Here is a 23400-nt window from a genome sequence, read left to right on the forward strand (position 1 = left end):
TAGCACATTGATAAAATATTTTCCATATAAGCTTTTCTCAAAACTAATTTCTATAAGAAAAATTTAAAGAAAACTGAGTCACAAAATGAAACCAGGGTTTCTGTCCTTCAGACTTTCACCCAGGTTACGTTTAAATTTCTATAAGAATCTAATGAAGACTGAAGCAAGCATTCATTAGAATGATGAATTATTATCCTATCTTCTTGATGAAAGTGTTTTCATGCTTTCATCATTTTGAGTCGGCTTCGCGTTTGAACTATCTGCTTTCTTGAAAAATAGTTGAGATCTAGTCACCACAAAACCTGGTTGAGAAGTAACATCCTGTATCGGATTCAGATCAAGAGCCATTATTTCAGCTAGTCCCTTTGTTGTATGAATTAAACTGCCTGCTTGATCATATTCATCGTCGCCTTTACCAAATTCGTGAGCAATTTCAAATTCTTTTCTCGCATGGGCAGTAGCTTCACTGGGAGGCATCCGAGCGCTTCCCCGTTCTTCTTTCGTTTTTTGCTTTTCATTAGCGTGCTCCGTTAAGACTTTACGAGCTCCAGGTAATAAAGGCCTATCAATTTTGTCAAGATGGATATTCACACCCACCATTTCTTGATTCTCTACACCACCTGTATCTTTATCAAGTTTCGATCGTTCCTTGCATTTAAACTCATAATTTTCGCACTCTTTAAGAGAGGTCTCTGTAGCCCCCTTCACCGTCTTAACCGCTGCGGTTAAAATTTTATTTGTTGAGCCAACGGTTTTTTGATGTTCCATATGGTCTATTTCATCAAAATTTCCGTTTGCAATTTGTTTTGGCTCTTCTAAAGTAGATTTCTCAGTATTTTTAAATGGAGCTGTAGCCTTATTTACAAGAAAAGTGAGAGGAGATAACAGAAATTTAGCTCCTGCCCAAGGATTATTTCTCTCTGTACTGATACTTGAAATAGATGATGGTTCACTGCTGCTTTCATAAAAGCTATCTAAATGACCATAGTTTTTTTGTAGTTCTTGCTCTGTTTGATTATAATCTGTGTCACAATAGTCTTCAAAGGTAAATCCGGAAATTTCTTGACTCACTGATGTACTGTCACTTATCTCAATCTGAGTTTGCTCATTAGGACCAGAGTCCTTGTTATCTTCTGTACTACCATCGTCGCCTGGAGCCCCAAGACCCATGTCTATGTTACTATAACTCATACACTACCTCGCACAACAAAATTTTACACTTGCCTAAAAGGCATAAATTTTAGAGGCAGTTGACAAGATTGCATCGATAAGAAGGTTTCACTTCGCCGAATCAAGGTCTTGAAAAAGCATATGCTTTTTCTTATTACTTGCCTCAGCGACAAACCCGTTTAATAATTAAAACTAAGTATGTGTACCAGTCCTCCAACTTCCTAAGGAGAAGACCTGCCGCGCTGCATGAAGAAGGTATTAAAAGCCAAATCAATCATGCTATATATTATTTTATCAAAATGATCATTAACGGATCATTAAATCTTCGAAATATTCCTTTCTTTGGAACCCAACGCAATGCGTTGGACTCCAAAGAACATTATCGAGCACGAGCTGAAATGTAATAGGGCAAAAAATTTTGGCTAGGATTACCTCTGATTATGCGGATCTGAATAACTTAGAGATTAAGAGTCTATTCTATTAGATGATCAAGTTTAACAGTTTACTTTTTTGTAAAAGGACAGGGGGGCATTATTCATGGGTTTGGACACGTAGGTTGGTGCTGAATGCAGTGAAGCCCAACAGCAGGACTTCGGTACCACACACTTGTTGGACTTTGCTCAGTACCAACCTAACTCGCCTTACCTACAATTTTTACTCTTATTGGATAGGAACTAATGATGCTAGGGTCCATAGAGGTCAATAGACCCTAGAAAAATTTTATTTTTTAACGCCAACTACTTTAAAGTTTATGGTTACTTCATCTTTAATTTCATTAGTACTTGCCCAATCACCTTGCCCCACCCCAAATTGGGTTCTTTGAATGACTGTATTTCCTATAACAATTCCTTTATTAGGATCAGGTTGCTCTCCTTTGAAATTCAAAGTTACTGGCGCAGTTTTGTCACGAATAGTGAGCATACCTACAGCCTTGTAGGTGTTGCTGCCAGTTTTCTCAATTTGATTTGACTTAAATTCAGCTTTTGGAAAAACTTTGGGATTAAACCAATCTGGAGTAAGTAAGGTGCTTTTCAATTCAGCATAAGAGGCACTTATTGAGTTTATATCAACAATAATGTTAATACTGCTGTGTTTTAAATCATTAGGATCAACTAAAATTGTACCTGAAAAGGTTTTAAATTGACCGGTTACTGGAGCTCCATTTTGGGTTGCAGTGAAGGTCAATTGACTTTCATTTTGGACAATTTCCCATTGAGGTACTGCTGCATTTGCTGCTATCGATAAGAATAAAGCTAATCCTGTAGACATAAAAGACTTCGCTATAGTAGTTTTAATGCTCATGATATTATTTCCTTTTAACCGTTTTATTTGTTTGATGTCTCAATATAGATACACAAATGATTAACATTTTTCTTATATTTATTCATTCAGTACAAACATCTTTTACGCCATTGATGCACATATAATTTTAATTCTAAATGGCGTTATTTAATAAATCAAATAGGGTCTGATAGATTAATATCCTTAAAGAGATATTCATAATTTGTTTGGATATAATTAAGAAGCACTCTTTCAAAAAGAGCTCCTATCAGTGTAATTAAAGGCGGAGTTACATAAAATGAAACTCAATGATCTCTGAAAATGTCAAAGATAATTTACATAAGCTAAACTAAAAAAGTTAAATTAGACGTTATAATTGTAGAGGGAAGAAATTTTATAAGGGAAGAAATCAATGAAAAAGCCAAAAATCGTCAACGAGTTTGATATGCCTGCACCCCGTTGGATAAGAACATATCCTGCAGGGCCTTATCGATTTATTGATAGGGAGTTTTTTATAATTACCTATGAAACATATCCTGAGTTGCTTGAAGATATTCTGCCTCCCGGACTTGAACTACTTGAACCTGTTGTAAAGTTTGAATTCATTAGGATGCCGGACTCCACAGGTTTTGGTGATTATACAGAATCGGGTCAAGTGATTCCCGTCCGATACAAAGGTGAGGAAGGGGGTTTCACTATCTCGATGTTTCTAGATTGTCATGCTCCTATTGCTGGTGGCCGAGAAATTTGGGGATTCCCTAAAAAACTGGCGAAACCTAAATTATTTGTTGAAGAAGACGTGCTCATTGGGTTGTTAGATTACGGAAGTCTGCGAATTGCTACAGCAACTATGGGATACAAACATCATGAAGTCGATCAAACAACTGTATTAGATTCATTGAAAAAACCCACTTTCCTTTTAAAAAATATACCAGGGGTTGATGGCGCCCCTGCAATTAATCAATTGACTCGGACCTATTTAAAGGATGTAACAGTCAAAGGTGCTTGGACTGGTCCTGGTAGTTTGGAATTGCATCCTCATGCATTAGCCCCCATTGCAGACTTCCCTGTAAAAAAAATTGTATCAGTAATTCATTTTGTTACTGATTTAACGTTACCGTATGGTACAGTGGTAGAAGATTATTTGAGTTAGGTTATGGGATGAATGGAGTCCCATTAGTGTTAACTTAACGTGAGTTTCGGATAAGAGAGTGTGGTTTTACTTCGAATCGTTCGGTCTGAGAAACGCTGGCATTGACTTAAGGGTTTCGTCATTTTCGCGAAAGCGGAAATCCATTTGTATTTGAGCATTGTGCCTTATCAAAATGGGTCCCCGCTGTTGCAACGACGGACAATTGGCAGTGGGGTTGAGGAAATGCATAGCGCTGTTATACAGATGGTAGAGAGGATTCGTTCTATTGATAGGGAAATTGAAATGCCTAAAAGAAAAAAAATAAATCTTGCCCTTCAAGGCGGTGGTGCTCATGGCGCTTTTACATGGGGTTTATTAGATAAGTTTCTTGAATCAAAGTTATTTACAATTGAAGGTATTTCGGCAACAAGTGCTGGTAGCTTGAATGCAGCTGTTCTTGCATATGGCTTTTTGCAGGGAAAAGAAGAGGGCGCTAGGCAATCGTTGTACGATTTCTGGCGTGCGATGAGTGACTATGGGAAATTGTTTGGCATTACAGCGAAAACACCGTTTGATTACTTTATAGAACCTTTTTTAAAAGCTCCACTTAATTTTTATTTATTTAATTCCATAGCGAGCCTTTTTTCGCCTTATCAATTCAATCCTTTTAATTTTCATCCTATTCGAAATGTTTTAGAAAGAATAATTGATATAGAGCAAATTAAAAATAAAAGTACTATTCGGCTGTTTATCTGTGCAACTAATGTTCAAACCGGTAAAATACGTATTTTTGACAACAGCGAATTATCGATAAATACTCTTTTAGCTTCTACTTGTTTACCTCAGTTATATCAATCAATTGAAATCAATGGTGAGTTTTATTGGGATGGTGGTTATTTAGGTAATCCAGCCATTTTCCCTTTAATTTATCAAACAAGTTGCCGAGATATTTTGATCTTTCATACTGTTCCAATTGTTCGTGACGAAATTCCTAAAACCCCAGCAGAAATTGACTCTCGAATAAGAGAGGTATCCTTTAATTCTTCTCTAATGCGTGAAATGCGTGCTGTTGCCTTTGTTAGCAATTTGATCACAAAAGGCCAATTGAAAAAGGAATATGAAAAAAATTATAAAAAAATATTTATGCATTGCATTCGTGCTGATGAAAATTTACGTGATTTTCCATTATCCGCTATTTATTCTCCTGATTGGGATTTTTTAGTGGCTATGCGTGATTTAGGAAGACAGGAAGCCAGTTTTTGGATTGAAAAAAATTACGATAACATTGGAAAAAAAACAACGATCGATTTTTCCGAATGGTTATAAGTATTGATCTATCCTGTTTTCATAAAACTACACCAAATTTCCATCCTTCACATGAACTAGGAAAATTTTCTTATCTGTATTACTGGTCAACGATACGCGAATAGAATGATTTTTCATCAGTTTTTTGCTGATATCAAAAGCTTCCGTTTTATTTTTTCCTTTTTTCAGACGTAACCAGGTGTAGAGTGTCAGGAACGAACCATCACTATGATTATCATAAAAGGCGTTATGCGAAATAATACCGGATTTGCTTCGAACTTCAGTTGGTGTCAAATACTCATAACCTGTAGTCATCACAAAGAGATTTTTTTCTGTTCGTTCTGCTTCGGGTGGAATGTCTGCATCTTTAAATGTCCAGATGTCTTTTACCTCATCATAGGAAATTAATTGCAGCCAGGTATCATCAATTGAAGGGAATAAATTATAGATGGAGATTCCACTTATTCCTTGGAGTATAGTGGGTAAATCCATCGTTAACCATTTAACCACTTCTACTTCTTTCTCAAGCTGATCCATAGAAGGGGGAACACGATAAATATTGAACCCATAGCCCCAAAATAACCATAAATAGCCATTTGCTTCTTTATAAGTTTCCTTCTGGGCTGCAGTCATTGAGGATTCTTTAGAGGGTATGCCTTCGCCTCCATCATCAGTTGTAGAGGAGAGCCAACCACGATTGACAAATTCAATGCCGATGCTGGTAGTATTCATACCGCTGCCATGATTTTCAAATTCAACCAAATCATTAAACTGGAGGACGGTGGCATCTCTCTTGACAGACATGTGTGAGGTTTCATTGGCTGAGCCATCAAAACCATCCCCAGTTTCACCAGCTGTTTCATGTAGGACAAGCTGGATAATGCCAAAAGGATCTCGATAGGCATTTTTTCTGCGATTGTGGACAACGGTGTTATCTGTTTGCCAATCCTTGTAATTTTTAATACCGCTAATGCCAGTATTAAATTCTATCGTATTAATCACCAGTGTGTCAGAACTTGCTGGATTATATTCATTCAGATTTTTGACAATATCAGCAGGTGTTGGGTCATTTCCTTCAGTTGGATTGGCTATTATATCAAGGAAATGAACCACTTGAGTTGCTGGCATTAATGGACTATCAGTAATGAGTTCATTAAACGTATTGGAAAATTCTTCAAAACTTTGCACCGCTTTTGTTCCCTTAGAGGGATCAATCAATTCCAGGTTTTTCAAATCACTGCTGATGCCAGTGATGATGCGGGCATGCGCGGAAAAGCCTTTAGTAGGATCAGCATCAGTTGTTACCCATAATGGACCATGGCTTGTTAACCAATCACGATAATTTTCGGCGGTGTAAGTTGCCTGTGGTTCTCCTTTCATGCCAAGAGAGCTGATAAAGTTTTGTTTTTCTTCAAAAGGCAAACCTTGTTTTTGATTGTATAAATTCAAGTATTGTGCACCTGCTTTAGTTAATACAGCTTCAACTGTATAGTTTGTGCCATCTTTCCAGCGCATCATCATAGTTGCGACGGTAGCCCAACAAGTATTCGGACTTTCCTGCTTCATCGGGGTAATACCACCTTTACCAATTTTTGTTTCAATAGTAGGGCTGGAAGAAGAGTCATCATTAAATTTAGTATTAATCTTAGTTCCATCTGGTTTGGAGATGGCTACTTCACCACTTTTGCTCTTGTTCACTTTATCCAGATTTTTGTTAATTCCTTCCTGTAATTTCTCGCTATTAGCATCTTTAGGTGGTGTATCGGTTTTTGCACCAGCTCCAAGATAAGCATTCAAGGCTTTTTCTGTAAGCTCGGTCTTTTGTTTTTGATCCAGATTTGGATTACTGTTTATCGCCTTGATCGCATTATCCAGACGACGTTCCATCATTTTTTGCATTTCTAGCTTAGCTACTTCCTGACCAAAGGTTTTTGTGGTGTCGTAAGAGGCCTTTAAGGCTTCAAGTGCATTAGTTTGGTTTTGTGTCAAACCAGTAATATCCCTGAAGGAATCTCCTTTGCCTAGTAAAGATAAAGTACTTGCCAAACCAGTAGGATCAGGTGCATTAGGTGCATTCTGAATATTGACTACAGGATTTGCTAAAGGTGCAGGTTGTAAGTTGCCTGGATCAGAACGCCTGCTTTCAGTATCAATCGGATTGATAGCGGTAGGGCTATCAGGAATCGGTGATTCTTCCCAACGCCAGAATCTGCTTTCATCTTTTTCTTCACAGGAGTTACATGCGCCCATCATGGCTTCAGCATAAACCCCTTTAGTTGGCACACTGATATTAATCGGATCACTGGCTGATACCATATAATATTCAAACAATGAATCTGAAAGACCAAAATTCGGATCAAGGTTTAGCCCTTGAGCAACAGGAAATACCAGGCTATTACCGACAATACCAATCAGTTCATTTTCAACCAATGATGCCAGACTTCTGCCCATTCCTTTTTCTCCTGGTAGTATAATGCCGTCTAAAAGTAAGAAGCGTCGTTCTGGTGACATCCTTAACCATATCGCTTTGTGATAGTACTCCAAATTATCATTTAAATGATCAATAAGCAGATTAACACTGGCAATATCATCTTTGCGCGGATCACGCAATTCATCACTGCCAGGACCAGCATATAGTGTTGCGCCGTCAGTAGGGGATAAATCATCCTGTATGCTTTGATAACGGCATAAAAAGCCTTCATAATGCGGTGTTTTATAGCGAATAAAACCGGATACGATGATAATGGATGAATAATCGGGTAAAATATTGTTAGTACCGCAACGGATTTTGATGTAATGCAATTTGTCACGACTGAATTGTGAAGGCCCCATAAAACGAACAGTAACATTGAGCGTGCTTTCTTTTCTGTAACGTGAGGTCAATGAGGTATCAAATGCCATGGAAGAAATTTCATTTCCAGTTTCATCAGCTACATGAAAAGTGAGCGCACCGACAAAAGCCATAGCTATTTTTTCACCCAGTAGACGATGGAAAATCTCATCTTTATTCTTTGCATCTTTGAGATGATGATCATAAAAGCCTTTAGGTGTATCAGCACCAAGAAAAGGGATTAAGCTTTGCCAATTGGCTTCGTTAATATCATCCACAAATTTCTTTTGATATCCGATAATTCCAGTAGCGCTATAAATGGGTTTGGAGTAATCATCAACTTCTACCCGTTTATCCTCTGGTCGACGAATAATGAATTTGATTTGGAAGCTGCCAGATGCAGTGACAATTTTTTCAGATGCAAAAGTACCGGAAGGAAAGTTACTGTCTATCCATTTGTTTTTTACCCGTCCGGCTGCTTCGAATGCTTTGGATAACGCACTATTAATCAGGGAAGGGTGTAGGCTTTCTTTCCAGCGTAGCGCTTTATCAAGATCAAATTGACTCATCAGCAAGGGAACAAACAAACATTCACGTGCATCTGCCAGACGTTGTCGAACTTTGAAATGACGAAGTACTTCAAAGTATTGAATGGTAATTGCATGGCAATGGTTGTAATTAGCAACGGTTTCAGATGAGACTTCAAAACGCTCACCTTGGGACACGGTTTGAATAACTGAAGAGCGCTGACTACGAATAGCATTGGCAGATTGGACAATTCTATCGCGAATTTTCTGTAAATCGCTGGCCGAAGTTTGTCGTAAACTGTTTTGAGATGCGGTAGAACCAGAATGACCGACGCCACCCGATACACCAAACAGCATTCCTCCTAAAAAGCCTCCAATTCCTGCACTCGCACTGGCCGTGGTTGCGCTGGATTTACCGCTAATTTTTTCTTCAATTACTCCTTTAGTAATTTCATAAATATCGCGGTCACGTCCCAGGGAGTTATAGAGACTTTCTTCATATTCAACAGATTGGGTATTAGAAGCAGATTCTCTTCGTTCCCAATCAAATACCACAATTTGCTTTTTTTGTCCTGGTGCCAAAGGTAAACTGTAAAGTAGATCGCCCAAAGAATAACCATCAGCTATCCATTCTGATTTAAATTGCAATAAGTGGCCATGAGCAACAGAGACGGCCTGATATAAAGTAGCATCTTTATCCCAGTCAACATAGGCACTGCCATTTAAGATTACCCTTCCTAAAGGTTTGGGGCCTACCGGTCTGATTTTCTTTTTGAAGCGTAAAGCTTCATTGAGTTCGATCAAATGAACAATATTATCTTTAGTTAAAGCGGGTACGCTTTTGAGAAACGTATTGAGCACACTTCGATTGATTTTTATTTTTTTTAATGATTCTAACAGTTCATTATTGGGCGCTGGATTCGTAGCAGGGGTTGTGCCGGGCCTTGCGATTGTCATTTCAGATGAGGCAAAACCAGTGCGCATGGTAAGATGATTAAAGGCAGGTAATTTAATAATCGGATCAAGAATTTCCCAGATTTTAATAGGATGATTGGTTAATACTTCATCCAAGCTAATATCATCATCTTCCTCAAGAACATAACCAAGAATTTCAGGTTCGGTAGTCCGTACCAGACTATAAAAAGAATACTCTTCCAAAACGCGTTTGTTTTCATGTACATCCAGTTCTTTGCAACCACACTCTGTTTGCTCTTCCAGTTCTTCTGCTTCTGGTAACTCTACGACTATAATGACGTGATTAGGAAAAACCAGAGCATGTTGTTCTCCATCAATTAATTTTTCTTTCAGTCGTATGGGGATAGGGTTCTCACGAATATTCAATCCAACTCGTGCCACAGCGTCCTTATAATATCCTTCTGGATATTCAATAAAAAAATAACCATTAGCTTCAGTTCTTACACTGGCAATGGGAATCAGCGGCGTATTTTCATCCTTTGATGCTTCAAAAATAATCTGCACATCATCCATCTTTTTATTGCCATTTTTTTCCAGCAAACGGCCATAAACAAATAAAGGTTTTGGTTGGACAATTTCTGCAGGCGGTTGGGAAAGTTCACGCGGGTTATAATCAAACTCCATGGTGATTGGCGTGGATTCGTTAAGTTCTTCTGCAGAAATAGAATTTTGTGCAAGAACGTTGGCTGAATCAAGCAAAAGACTAAAAAACACGTCTTTCTCACGTACTAGATCATTACCAAATTTGACGGAAATATCACCCGACCCGAGAGCTGGGTATTTTTCAGTTTTGGGAAGAAATTCCTCGGTATCAGTTTTGACAAAATAAGAAACTTGCAAGTCAAGAGCTTCCCAGGGAATATTAGGTGCTTCACTTTTTAATTGAATAGCTATTTTCATTTCCGTATTTCAGCTCACCTCAACCATTGAGATAATGCTGCTCCATGTTTGGTTGGACAAGAGTCAATTTTGATACAGGTCAACTCATGGTGATCCTTCCTTGATCAACATGGAGTATAGACGAAGAAACCTATTTTTTCAAAAAAGTGCCGCATTCAGAAAATAAATCCTGCAACAACAGTTCGATGCTCACTTAACAAAACATTATAAGTACGGCAGGCTGCGCCGATTGACATAGATTCAATTCCAATTCTCTGTTGTGCAAGTTGACTCATAATTGACAAAGATGGGAGTTTTCCGGTATTTTCATGGCCAATGATGATAATTTCCGGTTTGAATTGCGTTAATAAGCTCAAGTAGACTTCATCAATATCTAGGATATTTTTAATGGATAGCTCACTGATGATTTCTTTTTTGGAAACAATGAAACTTTTTTCGTAAACAGTGGAATTAATCTGAATTTTGTTATTATTATAAGCTTGCACCGCATGTAGTTCTGATTCTTCTAAATTGATATTCATGGTTTTGGAGGGGTGATTGGGTTATAGTGGCTGTGAGTATACTACAGAGGTCGATATTATGAATCAATTTCCACGAATTAAGCGCTTACCACCCTATGTTTTTAACACATTAACACAATTAAAAACAGAGGCGCGAGCACGTGGAGAAGATATTATTGATTTTGGTATGGGAAATCCCGATCAACCAACACCTCCGCATATAGTGAATAAATTGATCGAAGCGGTGCAACGACCAGATACGCATCGGTACTCAATGTCTAAGGGAATTCCACGGTTAAGACGAGCAATGGCTTCTTGGTATGAACGCAACTATAATGTGCATTTAAATAATGAAACACAAATATTAGCGACTATTGGCTCGAAAGAAGGGTTAGCTCATTTAGCATTAGCGATTAGTGGACCTGGTGATACTATTTTAGTACCTGATCCCGCATATCCTATCCATACTTACGGATTTATTATTGCTGGAGCCAATGTAAAACAAATTCCACTTATTAATGAAACCCAATTTTTAGCATCCCTTGAAGATACCATCAACAGCAGTTTGCCTAAACCTAAAGCGATAGTAATCAATTTTCCTGCAAATCCAAGTACCCATTGTGTCGATTATGCTTTTTTTGAACAAATAGTAGATTTGGCAAAAAAACATCAAATTTGGGTAATCCATGATTTAGCCTATGCAGATATCGTATTTGATGGATATAAAGCACCTTCAATATTGCAAGTTCCTGGTGCTACAGACATAGCTATTGAAACTTATTCAATGTCTAAATCTTATAATATGCCAGGTTGGCGTATTGGTTTTGCTTGTGGTAACGAAGAGCTTGTTGCAGCGCTGACTCGGATTAAATCGTATTTGGACTATGGTACATTTACACCAATCCAAGTTGCAGCAATTGCTGCATTAGAAGGTTCTGATGACTGTGTGCGAGAAATTAGAGATCTCTATGAGAAACGCCGTAATATTCTTTGTGATGGTTTAAATGAACTAGGTTGGGCAGTGGAGCGTCCCAAAGCAACTATGTTTGTTTGGGCTCCTATCCCTTCTCATTACAAAGATATGGGCTCACTTGAATTTAGTAAGTACTTATTACAAGAAGCTCATGTCGCAGTATCACCTGGGATAGGTTTTGGTCAACAAGGAGATGGTTATGTTCGTTTTGGCCTTATAGAAAATAAAGATCGTATGCGTCAAGCATTAAGAAACTTGAAAATATTATTTAAAAGAGATGGACTGATTAAGGCTTCATAAGTATGCATGTAGTGATTGACTCAGAATGTACCATTATTCCAGAAAACGCAAAATTATTAACTTCAGAAGGAAATGCACTGCTTCATTTTTTACGTTGTCTCGATTATGATCCTTCTGATCCACCTTTTGCCGATTTATTAAGGCAGTATCATAAATTAGAAGGTGAGTGGTTCGTTTTGAGTCTTGTTCATTGGGTAGCTACCCATAATGACGCCATGATTGCGACTTTAGGTAAAGAGCTGCAAATTCAAGAGGGTGAAGCTAAATTATGGTTCGAACTATTTTCGCAGTATCTCGCAGAAGAAGGTAAAGTTCTTCATTACCATAATCCAGTAACCTGGTTGTTATACAATGATAAAGAGTATTTGTTACGCGCTAAACCAGTACAGCATTTATTGAATCAATCCTTAATGCCTGAATTGGCGCAATTAGATAATACAATGTATTGGCAAAAGTTTTTAACTGAATGCCAAATGCTTTTTGCATCTAGACCTAATAATTCTTTAATTAATGGATTATGGGTTTGGGGAAATGCAAAACTTAAGGAGAAAAAAGCAATAAGTATTTGTGCTGATGAACAATTTTTACCTTGGGCAAAAATTTGTGGGACAAATGTGAGTTTATATAACTCTTCATTAGCACTTAAGGATTATAAGATTTTATTGCTCACCGAGTTTTCTATGCTCAGTGAACAACATCAAGAAGAATTAAAAAAAATGACCATCCATTGGTATTGGAATAATGCTGCTTACATCCAATTTTCTAGTGGTTGGCTTGTTCATTTGTGGAGAAAACTTATCCATGCTTATTAAACAGCGTGTGCCACCAAGACATATTCCCAATATGCCTAATGTACCTGAGATACTTAAGCGGATTTTTGCTGCTCGCGGCATAACAGAAGCATCTCAATTAGATAAGCAGTTACAAGCTTTATTACCTTTTGATACTTTAAAGGGTATTGATGCTGCTTGTATGCGTTTAGCAAAGGCATTACGTGAACAGCAGCGTATTATCATTGTTGGTGATTTTGATGCAGATGGTGCGACCTCAACAGCACTCGCAATTACTGCTTTACGTGCTATGGGAGCTCAGTTTATTGATTATTTAGTGCCCAACAGGTTTGAATTCGGTTATGGTTTAACACCTCAAATTGTCGATGTAGCCAGCAAGTGGACGCCGGCACTCATTATTACGGTGGATAATGGCATTGCTAGTTTTGATGGGGTCGAAAGAGCAAATCAATTAGGCATAGATGTTTTAATTACCGATCATCATTTGCCTGCGGAAACTATTCCTAATGCTTGTGCGATTGTGAATCCTAATCAACCAGGTTGTCAATTTCCGAGTAAATCTATTGCTGGAGTAGGGGTTATTTTTTATGTAATGTTAGCTCTGCGTAGGCATTTAATTAATATCAATTGGTTTCAGGAAATGAATATTGCCGAACCAAACATGGCAAGCTTTTTGGATTTAGTTGCTTTAGGAACAGTTGCTGATGTGGTTGGACTTGATCAAAATAATCGAATTATGGTGAACCAAGGGATGGCAAGAATACGCCAAGGGCTTGGTCGAGTGGGAATTAAAGCCTTAATCGAAGTGTCTGGGCGTGAATATGCACGTTTAAGAGAGTCTGATTTGGGTTTTGCTATTGCCCCCCGTCTCAATGCTGCTGGGCGATTAGATGATATGGCCTTGGGTATAGAGTGCTTAATGAGTACGGATGAACAACAGGCAAGAACTTATTGTCAGCAATTAGATGAACTCAATGAAGAGCGAAAACAAATTGAACTAGAAATGAAAGAGCAAGCATTACTTGTATTGGAAAAGCTTACTCTCGATGCTGATTATAACAGTACTCATTTGCCTATTGCTTTGTGCCTTTTTGATAAAACGTGGCATCAAGGAGTGATTGGAATTTTGGCTGGGCGAATGAAAGATCGCTACTACCGTCCGGTTATTGCTTTTGCCGCAGTAAGCGATGATGAATTAAAAGGTTCAGCACGTTCAATTCCAGATTTAAATATTAGGGATATTTTGGCTGCGATAGATAAAGATCATCCAGGCCTCATTAAGAAATTTGGTGGGCATGCTATGGCGGCTGGTTTAAGTATTCATCCTAACTCTCTTAGTGCTTTTCGTGAAGCATTAGTACTAGAAGTTGGTCAACATATTGATTTATCACAATGCGAAGGCGAAATACTTACTGATGGTCCATTGCAACCCGATGAATTAACGCTTGAGATCGCACAGCTCATACAACAAGCCGGGCCATGGGGACAGCAATTTGCTGAACCTATTTTTGATAATATTTTTGAAATTCTTGAGCAGCGTTTGGTTGGAAAGAGTCATTTAAAAATGACCTTAATTGAAACGCAAAGTAAACAGCAAGTGGATGCGATTGCTTTTAACGTTGATCTAAAGTCTTGGCCAAATCACCGTGTTAGGTACATCCATGCTGCATATAAATTGGATATTAATTTTTTTCAAGGGCGCACACGTTTGCAGTTATTAATCCAGGTAATGAATAGTGTCAATCATTCTATGAGTGATATCTGATATCCTCTGAGCAAAGAAGTTTGTTCTCTAATAAACTGACAAAATCATCTGCCTCCTTAAGGACTTGATGCATTTGCTGGAACACTTGAGCACCATGTGTTGTAAAAGTAAAAAATGAGGGTCTTTGTGTTGGATTAGATGGGTGGTGGATTGCTGAAAAACCATATTCTTTAGCACCGTAAATATTTATTTGCGAATCATCAACTAATATTATTTGTGAGCGATTGAGGAGAGCGAATTTATTTTGTAAATGAGGAAATAAGTACTCTAGATAATCACTTTTATCAAGATATTTCATATCTTTTAATTGATTCTGTCTATTATAAAATCCAATAGGGTCTGGAACCAATTGCTCTGTTAATTTCGCTCCAAAAAAATGTTTAAAAACATTATTCATAAATTTTTCGCCATCATAAGAGGCATTGGTCAAAAAAATAATAGAAATTAATGGAACATTATCGCTTGATTGCTTTTTATAGCGTTCATTGATGGTAATAATTTCTTCAAAAAATGTTTTCCATTCATCTTGTCTAAATGCCGTTGCTTTTTTGCATAACATCCCTGGGATCAATTCTGGTTTATCTACCGTACCTGAGGGACTTTGACTTAAGCTTCGTTCAGCACTTTTTGACAAACTATGTGGCTCACCTTCATCAAATTGAATGCTTGCGAGATTTTCATCGATATCTAATACAAATAGACGACGCTGTGATAATTTTGCGTTTTTCATATGCATTGAAGCTAAACTCTTCATGATTTTCTTTATTCTCATAAGGCCAATATGGAGTCACTGTCATGTTGTGACAGCGAGCAATAAATAAGTGGATATCATGCTCACAAAGCGAGAAGTGTCGAATTCATTGAGGAACAAAGCTATTTTAAACCCTTCCATGAAGCACTCCGTTTTCTCCAAAATTCTTAGTGAGTATTCTACTCGTTTACTTTGTTACTGTATTTATGAATAAATTGTAATATTTCTTTTGCAAGTAGTGGCCTACTAATATAGTAACCTTGCAGTTCATCACACCCTAATTGTGACAATAAATGATATTGCTCCATAGATTCAACTCCTGCGGCTATTATTTTTATATTTAAACTTCTGGCTAGAGCAATCATAGCCATCACTAATTCCCGGTGTTCAAAGTTCTCTACTATATGTTTTATAAATTGAGGATCTATTTTGATGTAATCTGCATTGAACTGGTTCAAGTAATTTAAAGATGAATATCCTGTACCAAAGTTATCAATAATGATTTCGATGCCATTGTCTTTAAGATGCTTGATTACTTTTATTGAATGATTAGGATCTTGCATAATCAAATTCTCATGAATTTCAAGTGCCAAAAACTGCGCTGGAAATTGTTTCTGATTTAGTTTTTTTAAAACACTATTGGAGAACTCAGAGTGTAAATACTGTTTTGTTGATACATTAACTGAGATTTTTATAGGTAAATTAAAACTAGTTCTTAAGTGCAACCCTTGATCAATAGCAGTATCATAAATCCAATCATCAATTTGATTTATGATGCCAATTTCTTCTGCTAATGGAATAATTTTCGATGGAGATACCGTCTGGTATTCTTGATTTTCCCATCGTAATAAGGTTTCAAATCCTGTAATTTTTTTTTGACTATCTATTTTTGGCAGATAAGTAAGATAAAACTCATTATTTTTTAAAGCTTTTTTTAGCGAATTCTTAAATAATAGTTTATCTTTTATTTCCTCATTAATTTTTTTCGTGCAGAATTGATAATTGTTGCGTCCTTCTTCTTTAGCTTTGTATAAAGCTAAATCTGCACTTTTAATCAATGAGTGATAATCTTCTCCATCTGATGGATAAAAGCTAATGCCAATACTTGCAGTGACTAATAACTCATGTTCTTTTATAGTTATTGGTTTTAATAATATATTTAGAATTTTTTCAGCAAAAACTGCAGCTATTTCTGGACTTTTAATATCATGAAGTACCAAAATAAATTCATCACCACCTAATCTCGCTGCAATATCGGTTTTTCTTATATTATTTCTAAAGCGATCACTAATAACTTTTAATAACTCATCACCAGCATCATGTCCAAGAGAATCATTCACCTGTTTAAAATTATCAAGATCAATAAAAAAAACAGCAAATTGTTGTTGATGTCTCAGAGCAGATAATATGGTTAAATCTAGACTATGTTCTAGCTGATTACGGTTCACAAGACCTGTTAGTGTGTCAAAATTGGCTTTAAAAGATAGTTCGTCTTCTTTTTTCTTTTTATCATTTATATCTTGAATTTGCCCGATATAATAGAGTGGAGCTCCTTGCTCGTTACGAATAATTGATCCAATGACTAGAATCCAGGTAATTTTTTTATCCTTACGAATATAACGCTTTTCCATTTGATAAAATGGTATTTCTCCATCATAGAGTTGTTTCACATATTTAATATCTAATTCAAGATCATCAGGATGGGTAATAGTTTGAAAATCCATGCGCAGCATCTCTGATTCGCTATATCCCACGATATCGCATAATGTCTTATTGACTTTTAGCCAACGCCCTTCTAGTGATACCAAAGCTATCCCTATAGGTGAATAATCAAAAGCTAATCGAAATCGTGTTTCGCTTTCTAATATTTTTTCTTCATAGACTTTTCTTTCTGATACATCACGCATCATACCTATAAATTTGTATTGGTTATCAACCTGCATTTCCGTGATAGCAATTTCCATGGGAAATTGCTCATTATTCTTTCGTAATGCAGGGATCACCACACTATGCTTACCGACAATTGTCGAATTATGGGTCTTTAAATACTTTTCCATTCCAGCACTGTGTTTTTCTCGTAAATCAGGCGGAATAATAATCTCTAAATTTTTCCCTAATGCTTCTGTAGTACTATAACCAAACATTTTGGTAGCGGCTGGATTAAATGACTCGATTGTCCCTTGAGTATCGATAGTAATAATACCCTCCGCTGCATGATTAAAAATCGCTTGTAATCGCATACTGCTATCAATAGCATCCTTCTTTACAACTACAAGTTGATTTATGATTGGCAATACTTGCCAATGTAACAATAGTATTCCTAGACCAATTGAGATGGCTAAAATTAATATGATGAGTTCGATTTGTTTTTCTAAAGGATTAACAGCAATTGTAAAACCCGCTAAACAAGCAATGCCCGTGATGCTAATTAAAATAAATGAACTTAATAAGATGATCTTCTTATCTTCATTGTCATGATAAAACTTGGAAAAATTATGGTTATTTTCCCATGCTAACCATAAAGCAATACTGAGCAAGCTCATACCAATCGATGTATGAATAGCCATACGAGTATATTGATACCAACTATAGAGAAATTCTAATTTTAACAAGTATCCAAGTACAGCGGATATACCAAGAAGCATAATGGAAAAAATGATTATCTGAGTGAGTATCGCAATAAAAAGCTTATCGGTATATGGAAATAAAATGAAGCATAGGCTTACTAATATAAATCCCACACTAGTATTAAGTCCCATTCTACCTGGATATGGATTTTGATCAAAAAGCCATACTTTAATAAATAATTCATCAATACCCCATGGTGTGTTAAAAAGATATTCAGCAAAGCTTGCTCCAGAAAGTGTCAAAATTAACAAGCCAAAAATTGTATAAATACGATTGTTCTGATTTGAGTTGTTTCTTGATAGAAACAACACCAAGCCAGATAGAGTGAAGCATAGGGCTGTATTGAACACCATGTTTATATAATTAGGTAATACAGAAATTAAATTGGGTATATGAAAATACCATCCAAAAATAACTACTAAGCCCAAAGAACTTAATGCCAAACCAAATAAACCTGTAGGTGAAGTCCATTTCATCATATTATCTCTATTTTTATGTGGTTCGTGTTGTGATAGGTCCGTTTTTGGTTTATAGACTAAATTGAAAAAATAGTATCATACTGAGGATCCAGACGCTAACCTTTGAGTTTCCGGCCAATTTTTAGTCACATACGGAACCTACCGATTTGACAAAACTAATTTTTTGGCAAGAACAGTTAAATGCAAAAATAATTATTGCTACCCAAATCTATTATTTTTTCATTATGAGACACTGATATTTCGACAATATATTGATTTCTAGGATAAGATTGGGTGTTTTATTCAAATTTTGTGCCAAATTGAAAGTTCGGTTATAATCACGGTTTTTTAATTAAATATCAAAGTGTCCCCGATTTTATTTTCTCCTTTAGCTATAGCTCCGATGATTGATTGGACGTACAGGCATTTTCGTGTATTTATGCGTCTTTTGGCACCAAATGCTCTTTTGTATACTGAGATGCAAACTACAGGGGCTGTATGCAACAATCCTATCCGATCGTTACAATTTAATAGAAAGGAGCATCCTCTTGCATTGCAGCTCGGTGGCTCTGAGCCAAGTATTCTAGCTCAGTGTGCCCAACGAGCTGAGCAAGAAGGGTATGATGAAATCAACCTTAATTTAGGTTGTCCAAGTGATAAAGTTCAAGCAGGGAAGTTTGGTGCATGTTTAATGAATGAACCCGTCAAGGTGATTGCTTGTATTCGTGCTTTGAAAGAAGCAGTGAGTATACCTGTTACTGCAAAGACCCGAATAGGAATAGACCATCAAGACAGTTATGAATTTTTTAGTAATTTTGTCCATCAATTAGTTGATGCGGGTGCGCAAAAAATAATTGTTCATGCCCGTAAAGCTTGGTTGCAGGGCTTAAATCCGAAGCAAAACCGCACCATTCCACCTGTTCACTATGATTATGTTTACCGCTTAAAAAAAGAAATTCCTCATATCCCTATTGTAATTAATGGTAATATATTGAATTTAAAAGAAATTAATGTTCATCTACAGTATGTAGATGGGGTGATGCTTGGGCGATTGGCCTGTGATAATCCTTTTCAAATTGCAACAATACACCATGAACTTTATTCTAAACAACCTAAATGCACGCGTAGCCAAGTGTTTCATGATTATTTAACGTATTTACTTGATGAATTTTCTCAAGGAGTTTCTCTTAGTTTACTGATTAAACCTATATTTAATTTAGCATTTGGTTTACCTGGAGCGAGCCAGTGGAAAAAAAAGTTAATGGAGATTTTGCAAACTAAAGATATCCACTTGTTTGATCAATTAAGTCAGTACTTGTTAGAAATGGAAAATAAGCATCCAATATTCACTTAAATTAAAAGGTATTCATGGTATTTTTTTCCAAATTTTAGTACATTAACTAATTTGTTATTTGAAATCTCCAGAGGATTATTTAGGCCATGCTGAATGCGTTGATAAAGAAAATGTTTGGAAGCCGAAATGAGCGTACATTACGGCGTATGGAAAAGGCAGTAATGGCAATTAATGCATTTGAGACGCAAATGCAAAATTTAACTGATGCTGAGTTAGCCGCAAAAACTCAGCATTTTAAAGCACGCTTTGCTGAGGGAGAAAGTCTTGATGAACTGTTAGCTGAAGCTTTTGCTACAGTAAGAGAAGTATCGGTACGAACTTTAGGGTTGCGTCATTTTGACGTGCAGTTAATTGGTGGCATGGTATTGCATGAAGGGAACGTTGCTGAAATGCGTACTGGGGAAGGTAAAACACTAGTGGCTACGCTACCGGCCTATTTAAATGCGATTACCGAAAAAGGTGTTCATGTTGTTACTGTTAATGATTATCTTGCCAAACGCGATAGCCAATGGATGAAGCCTATATTTGAATTTCTAGGTTTAACTGTAGGCGTTATTTATCCAGACATGCCTCATGCTGCAAAACAAGAAGCATATCGATGCGATATTGTTTATGGAACCAACAATGAATATGGTTTCGATTATTTGCGTGACAACATGGCATTTAGCCTTGAAGATAAAGTACAAAGAGAACTTAACTTTGCCATAATTGACGAGGTAGACTCCATTCTTATTGATGAAGCGCGTACACCTTTGATTATTTCTGGCGCAGCCGAAGACAGTTCAGAACTTTATATAAAAATTAATACGTTAATTCCTCATTTAAAAAAGCAGGAAGAAGGTGGTGAAGAAGGTGATTATACTGTTGATGAAAAACAAAAGCAGGCGCATCTTACTGAAGCAGGTCATCAACATATAGAAGAGCTACTTGTTAAAGCGAAATTGTTGGATCATGGTGAGAGCTTGTATCATGCCAGCAATATTATGTTAATGCATCATGTGAATGCAGCATTAAAAGCCCATGCTATGTTTCATCGTGACATAGACTATATTGTCAAGGATAACCAAGTTATTATTGTGGATGAACATACTGGTCGAACAATGCCAGGTCGAAGATGGTCTGAAGGGTTGCATCAGGCTGTTGAAGCTAAAGAACATGTTTCTATCCAAAATGAGAACCAGACCCTTGCTTCTATTACATTCCAGAATTTTTTCCGGATGTACAGCAAATTATCAGGAATGACTGGAACAGCGGATACAGAAGCTTATGAACTACAGCAGATTTATAATCTTGATGTGGTCGTTATTCCAACAAACAAACCAATGATACGAAAAGATGAGCCTGATTTGGTTTATTTAACGCAACAAGATAAATTTCAAGCGGTTATTGCCGACATTCGTGATTGTATTGCTCGTAAGCAGCCTGTTTTAGTAGGTACTGTGTCTATTGAGGCTTCTGAATTCTTGAGCCAACTGTTAAAAAAACAAAACATCAAACATCAAGTTTTGAATGCTAAGTTTCATGAAAAAGAAGCTCAAATTATTGCTGAAGCAGGTCGTCCAGGTACGGTTACTATTGCAACCAATATGGCGGGTAGGGGAACCGATATTGTCTTAGGTGGAAGTTTGGCTGCCGACTTAGCTCAATTACCAGAAACCGCCACTGAGGAAGAAAAAGAGGAAGTTAAGAAACTCTGGAAGCAACGCAATGATGAGGTTATTGCGGCAGGTGGACTAAGAATTATTGGATCAGAACGTCATGAGTCACGCCGCATTGATAATCAGCTTAGAGGCCGCTCAGGTCGTCAAGGAGACGTGGGAAGCAGCCGTTTCTACTTGTCACTTGAAGATAATTTAATGCGGATATTTGCTTCGGAGCGTGTTGCATCAATGATGCGTCGATTAGGAATGCAGCCTGGGGAACCTATTGAACACAGTTTAGTAACAAAGGCAATTGAGAATGCACAACGCAAGCTGGAAGGGCATCATTTTGATGTAAGAAAGCAACTTTTAGATTATGACAATGTAGCTAATGATCAACGACAAGTCATTTATACCCAACGTGCTTCAATCATGGAAATGACAGATACAGAAGAGACGGTAAATATGATGAGAGAAGAAGTAATGTCTAATCTTGTTGATACCTATATTCCGCCACAAAGTTTAGAGGATCAGTGGGAGCCTAAAGCTTTAAGTGATGTCTTGGCAGAGGAATTTAAACTTAAAATTCCTGTGCTTGAATGGATTGAGGAAGACCACCATATCCAACCAGAACAAATTAAAGAAAAAATTCTTGATCTAGCCGCAAAACATTATAATGAAAAAGTGAATCAGGCAGGAAGAACGACAATGTCTCAGTTTGAAAAGTCTGTGATTTTGCAAACTCTAGACAATCAGTGGCGTGAACACCTTGCTGCAATGGATCAGTTACGCCAAGGTATTCATTTGCGTGGTTACGCACAAAAAGATCCTAAGCAAGAATATAAGAAAGAGGCATTCACTTTATTTTCTACAATGCTTGATAATTTAAAGTATGACGTAATTCGACTGATTTCTTCTGTGGAAATTCAGACTCCGGAAGATGTCAATGCGGTTGAAGAGCAACGACGTGCAGAGCAAGTGAGTAAAGTGAACTTACAACACAGTAATTTTAGTGATACTGACGAAGAAAATGAGGATACCCCCCAAACTTATAAGCGCCAGGATAAGAAAGTTGGGCGAAATGATCCTTGCCCTTGTGGTTCTGGTAAAAAATTTAAAGCGTGTCATGGAAGTTTAGTGTGAATCTAACGGTTGCAGTAGCAATTATTATTGATAATCAGCAACGTCTCTTAATAACTCAGCGTCCTCTCCATGTTTCTCATGGAGGATGTTGGGAGTTTCCTGGAGGCAAATTGGAAGAAAATGAGACTTCCGAGCTTGCACTGATTAGAGAGGTCAAAGAAGAAGTTGATCTAGAGGTTCACCAATATCAATTGTTGGGGGAAGTAAACCATCAATATTCGGATAAGTCGGTAACATTAATCGTTTTTCTGGTAACGCATTTTTCGGGAGAACCTTCATGCATGGAGGGGCAGTTAGCTATGAAATGGATTAGCCTTCAGGAATTAGATCCTAAAGATTTTCCTGAGGCCAATCAATATGTAATCGCTATGATATATCGTCATTTGATAATTGAAGGTACCGACGATGTAAATTGTTTACCTTTGTTGTCAGCTCTTCAATCCCCAAATCATTAACCACCACATCATGAGCATTTTTTAAACGAAGATTCAAATTTGGTTGAGCTGATAAGATAGCTTGCGCTTGCTCTTTAGTGCATTGATCTCGTTGCATTACCCGTGATATTTGGGTTTTTATTGGTGTAGTGATAAGTAATACTCTATCGATGTAAGGATAATTATGCTTCGTAATCAGTAAAGGTATTTCTACAATACAATAAGGAGTTGTGCAGGTGGCAACTTTTTCTTCAATTTTCTGGCGAATAAGTGGATGTAAAAGATGCTCAAGCCACTCCCGCTCTTTGGGATCTGAAAAAATAATTTCTCTTAATTGGCTACGATTTAGTTCCTTATCTGAGTTTAGGATATTAGTTCCATAATGTTCGACAATTTTTTTATAGATGTGTTGATCTTTTTGAGTAAGTTCTCGGGATATTTTATCAGCATGGATTACTGTTATACCCAATTGAGAAAAAAGTGTAGCGACAGTTGTTTTACCACTTGCTATATCGCCTGTTAATCCAATGCAATAAACCATTT

15 protein-coding genes are annotated in these 23400 nt (G+C 37.0%); 8 read left to right on the forward strand and 7 right to left on the reverse strand.

Features of this window, described 5'->3' with window-relative positions; genetic code table 11:
• Positions 1–195: 195 nt before the first annotated feature.
• Positions 196–1191, reverse strand: coding sequence for a hypothetical protein (locus Lgra_RS01655; protein ID WP_131743531.1), 996 nt, complete (start codon positions 1189–1191; stop codon positions 196–198).
• 699 nt (positions 1192–1890) lie between these two features.
• Entirely contained in the window at positions 1891–2472 is a 582-nt protein-coding gene (locus tag Lgra_RS01660; protein WP_058497550.1) for a YceI family protein, read from the reverse strand.
• 391 nt (positions 2473–2863) lie between these two features.
• Here Lgra_RS01660 and Lgra_RS01665 point away from each other — a divergent pair, with 391 nt between their 5' ends.
• Positions 2864–3604, forward strand: a complete 741-nt coding sequence (locus Lgra_RS01665) for an acetoacetate decarboxylase (RefSeq protein WP_058497551.1) — start codon at positions 2864–2866, stop codon at positions 3602–3604.
• 282 nt (positions 3605–3886) lie between these two features.
• Positions 3887–4909: a patatin-like phospholipase family protein gene (locus Lgra_RS01670; RefSeq protein ID WP_058497576.1), complete on the forward strand. Its 1023-nt coding sequence runs from the start codon at positions 3887–3889 to the stop codon at positions 4907–4909.
• Between the two features lie 27 nt (positions 4910–4936).
• On the opposite strand, the gene Lgra_RS01675 is transcribed toward Lgra_RS01670, so the two are convergent.
• Both Lgra_RS01675 and Lgra_RS01680 read right to left on the reverse strand, forming a co-directional pair.
• Positions 4937–10120 carry a papain-like cysteine protease family protein gene (locus tag Lgra_RS01675; protein WP_058497552.1) on the reverse strand — a complete coding sequence of 1728 codons (5184 nt, stop codon included), beginning with the start codon at positions 10118–10120 and terminating at the stop codon, positions 4937–4939.
• A gap of 155 nt (positions 10121–10275) precedes the next feature.
• On the reverse strand, positions 10276–10641 hold the full coding sequence (locus Lgra_RS01680) for an Mth938-like domain-containing protein (protein ID WP_058497553.1): 366 nt from the start codon (positions 10639–10641) through the stop codon (positions 10276–10278).
• Positions 10642–10699: 58 nt separating this feature from the next.
• Between Lgra_RS01680 and alaC the strand changes: the two genes are divergently transcribed.
• Genes alaC through recJ form a run of 3 tightly spaced genes read left to right on the forward strand, consistent with a single transcriptional unit; the run spans position 10700 to position 14449 of the window.
• Positions 10700–11893 carry an alanine transaminase gene (gene alaC, locus Lgra_RS01685; RefSeq protein WP_058497577.1) on the forward strand — a complete coding sequence of 398 codons (1194 nt, stop codon included), beginning with the start codon at positions 10700–10702 and terminating at the stop codon, positions 11891–11893.
• Positions 11894–11895: 2 nt separating this feature from the next.
• Entirely contained in the window at positions 11896–12705 is an 810-nt protein-coding gene (locus Lgra_RS01690) for a hypothetical protein (protein ID WP_058497554.1), read from the forward strand.
• Positions 12695–14449 (forward strand): single-stranded-DNA-specific exonuclease RecJ, encoded by a 1755-nt coding sequence (gene recJ, locus Lgra_RS01695; protein ID WP_058497555.1) that lies wholly within the window; start codon positions 12695–12697, stop codon positions 14447–14449. The genes Lgra_RS01690 and recJ overlap by 11 nt, the downstream gene beginning before the upstream one ends.
• Here recJ and Lgra_RS01700 read toward each other — a convergent pair.
• Entirely contained in the window at positions 14433–15203 is a 771-nt protein-coding gene (locus tag Lgra_RS01700) for a hypothetical protein (protein WP_238584323.1), read from the reverse strand. The two genes, recJ and Lgra_RS01700, sit on opposite strands and share 17 nt — an antisense overlap.
• A 176-nt stretch (positions 15204–15379) precedes the next feature.
• Positions 15380–18307 carry an EAL domain-containing protein gene (locus tag Lgra_RS01705; RefSeq protein ID WP_238584324.1) on the reverse strand — a complete coding sequence of 976 codons (2928 nt, stop codon included), beginning with the start codon at positions 18305–18307 and terminating at the stop codon, positions 15380–15382.
• A 343-nt stretch (positions 18308–18650) separates the two neighbouring features.
• Here Lgra_RS01705 and dusA point away from each other — a divergent pair, with 343 nt between their 5' ends.
• The 3 genes from dusA (at position 18651) to mutT (ending at position 22878) form a co-directional block, all read left to right on the forward strand.
• Positions 18651–19640, forward strand: coding sequence for a tRNA dihydrouridine(20/20a) synthase DusA (gene dusA, locus Lgra_RS01710; RefSeq protein WP_083502832.1), 990 nt, complete (start codon positions 18651–18653; stop codon positions 19638–19640).
• 86 nt (positions 19641–19726) lie between these two features.
• Positions 19727–22423, forward strand: a complete 2697-nt coding sequence (gene secA / locus Lgra_RS01715) for a preprotein translocase subunit SecA (protein WP_058497557.1) — start codon at positions 19727–19729, stop codon at positions 22421–22423.
• On the forward strand, positions 22420–22878 hold the full coding sequence (gene mutT, locus Lgra_RS01720) for an 8-oxo-dGTP diphosphatase MutT (protein WP_058497558.1): 459 nt from the start codon (positions 22420–22422) through the stop codon (positions 22876–22878). The genes secA and mutT overlap by 4 nt, the downstream gene beginning before the upstream one ends.
• Here the strand turns inward: mutT and coaE are convergent.
• The gene (gene coaE, locus Lgra_RS01725) at positions 22790–23398 is read right to left on the reverse strand and encodes a dephospho-CoA kinase (protein ID WP_058497559.1); all 609 of its coding nucleotides are present in this window, start codon (positions 23396–23398) and stop codon (positions 22790–22792) included. The two genes, mutT and coaE, sit on opposite strands and share 89 nt — an antisense overlap.
• Positions 23399–23400 lie beyond the last annotated feature (2 nt).

It is taken from the genome of Legionella gratiana (genome assembly GCF_001467695.1).
In the GTDB taxonomy this organism is placed as follows: domain Bacteria; phylum Pseudomonadota; class Gammaproteobacteria; order Legionellales; family Legionellaceae; genus Legionella; species Legionella gratiana.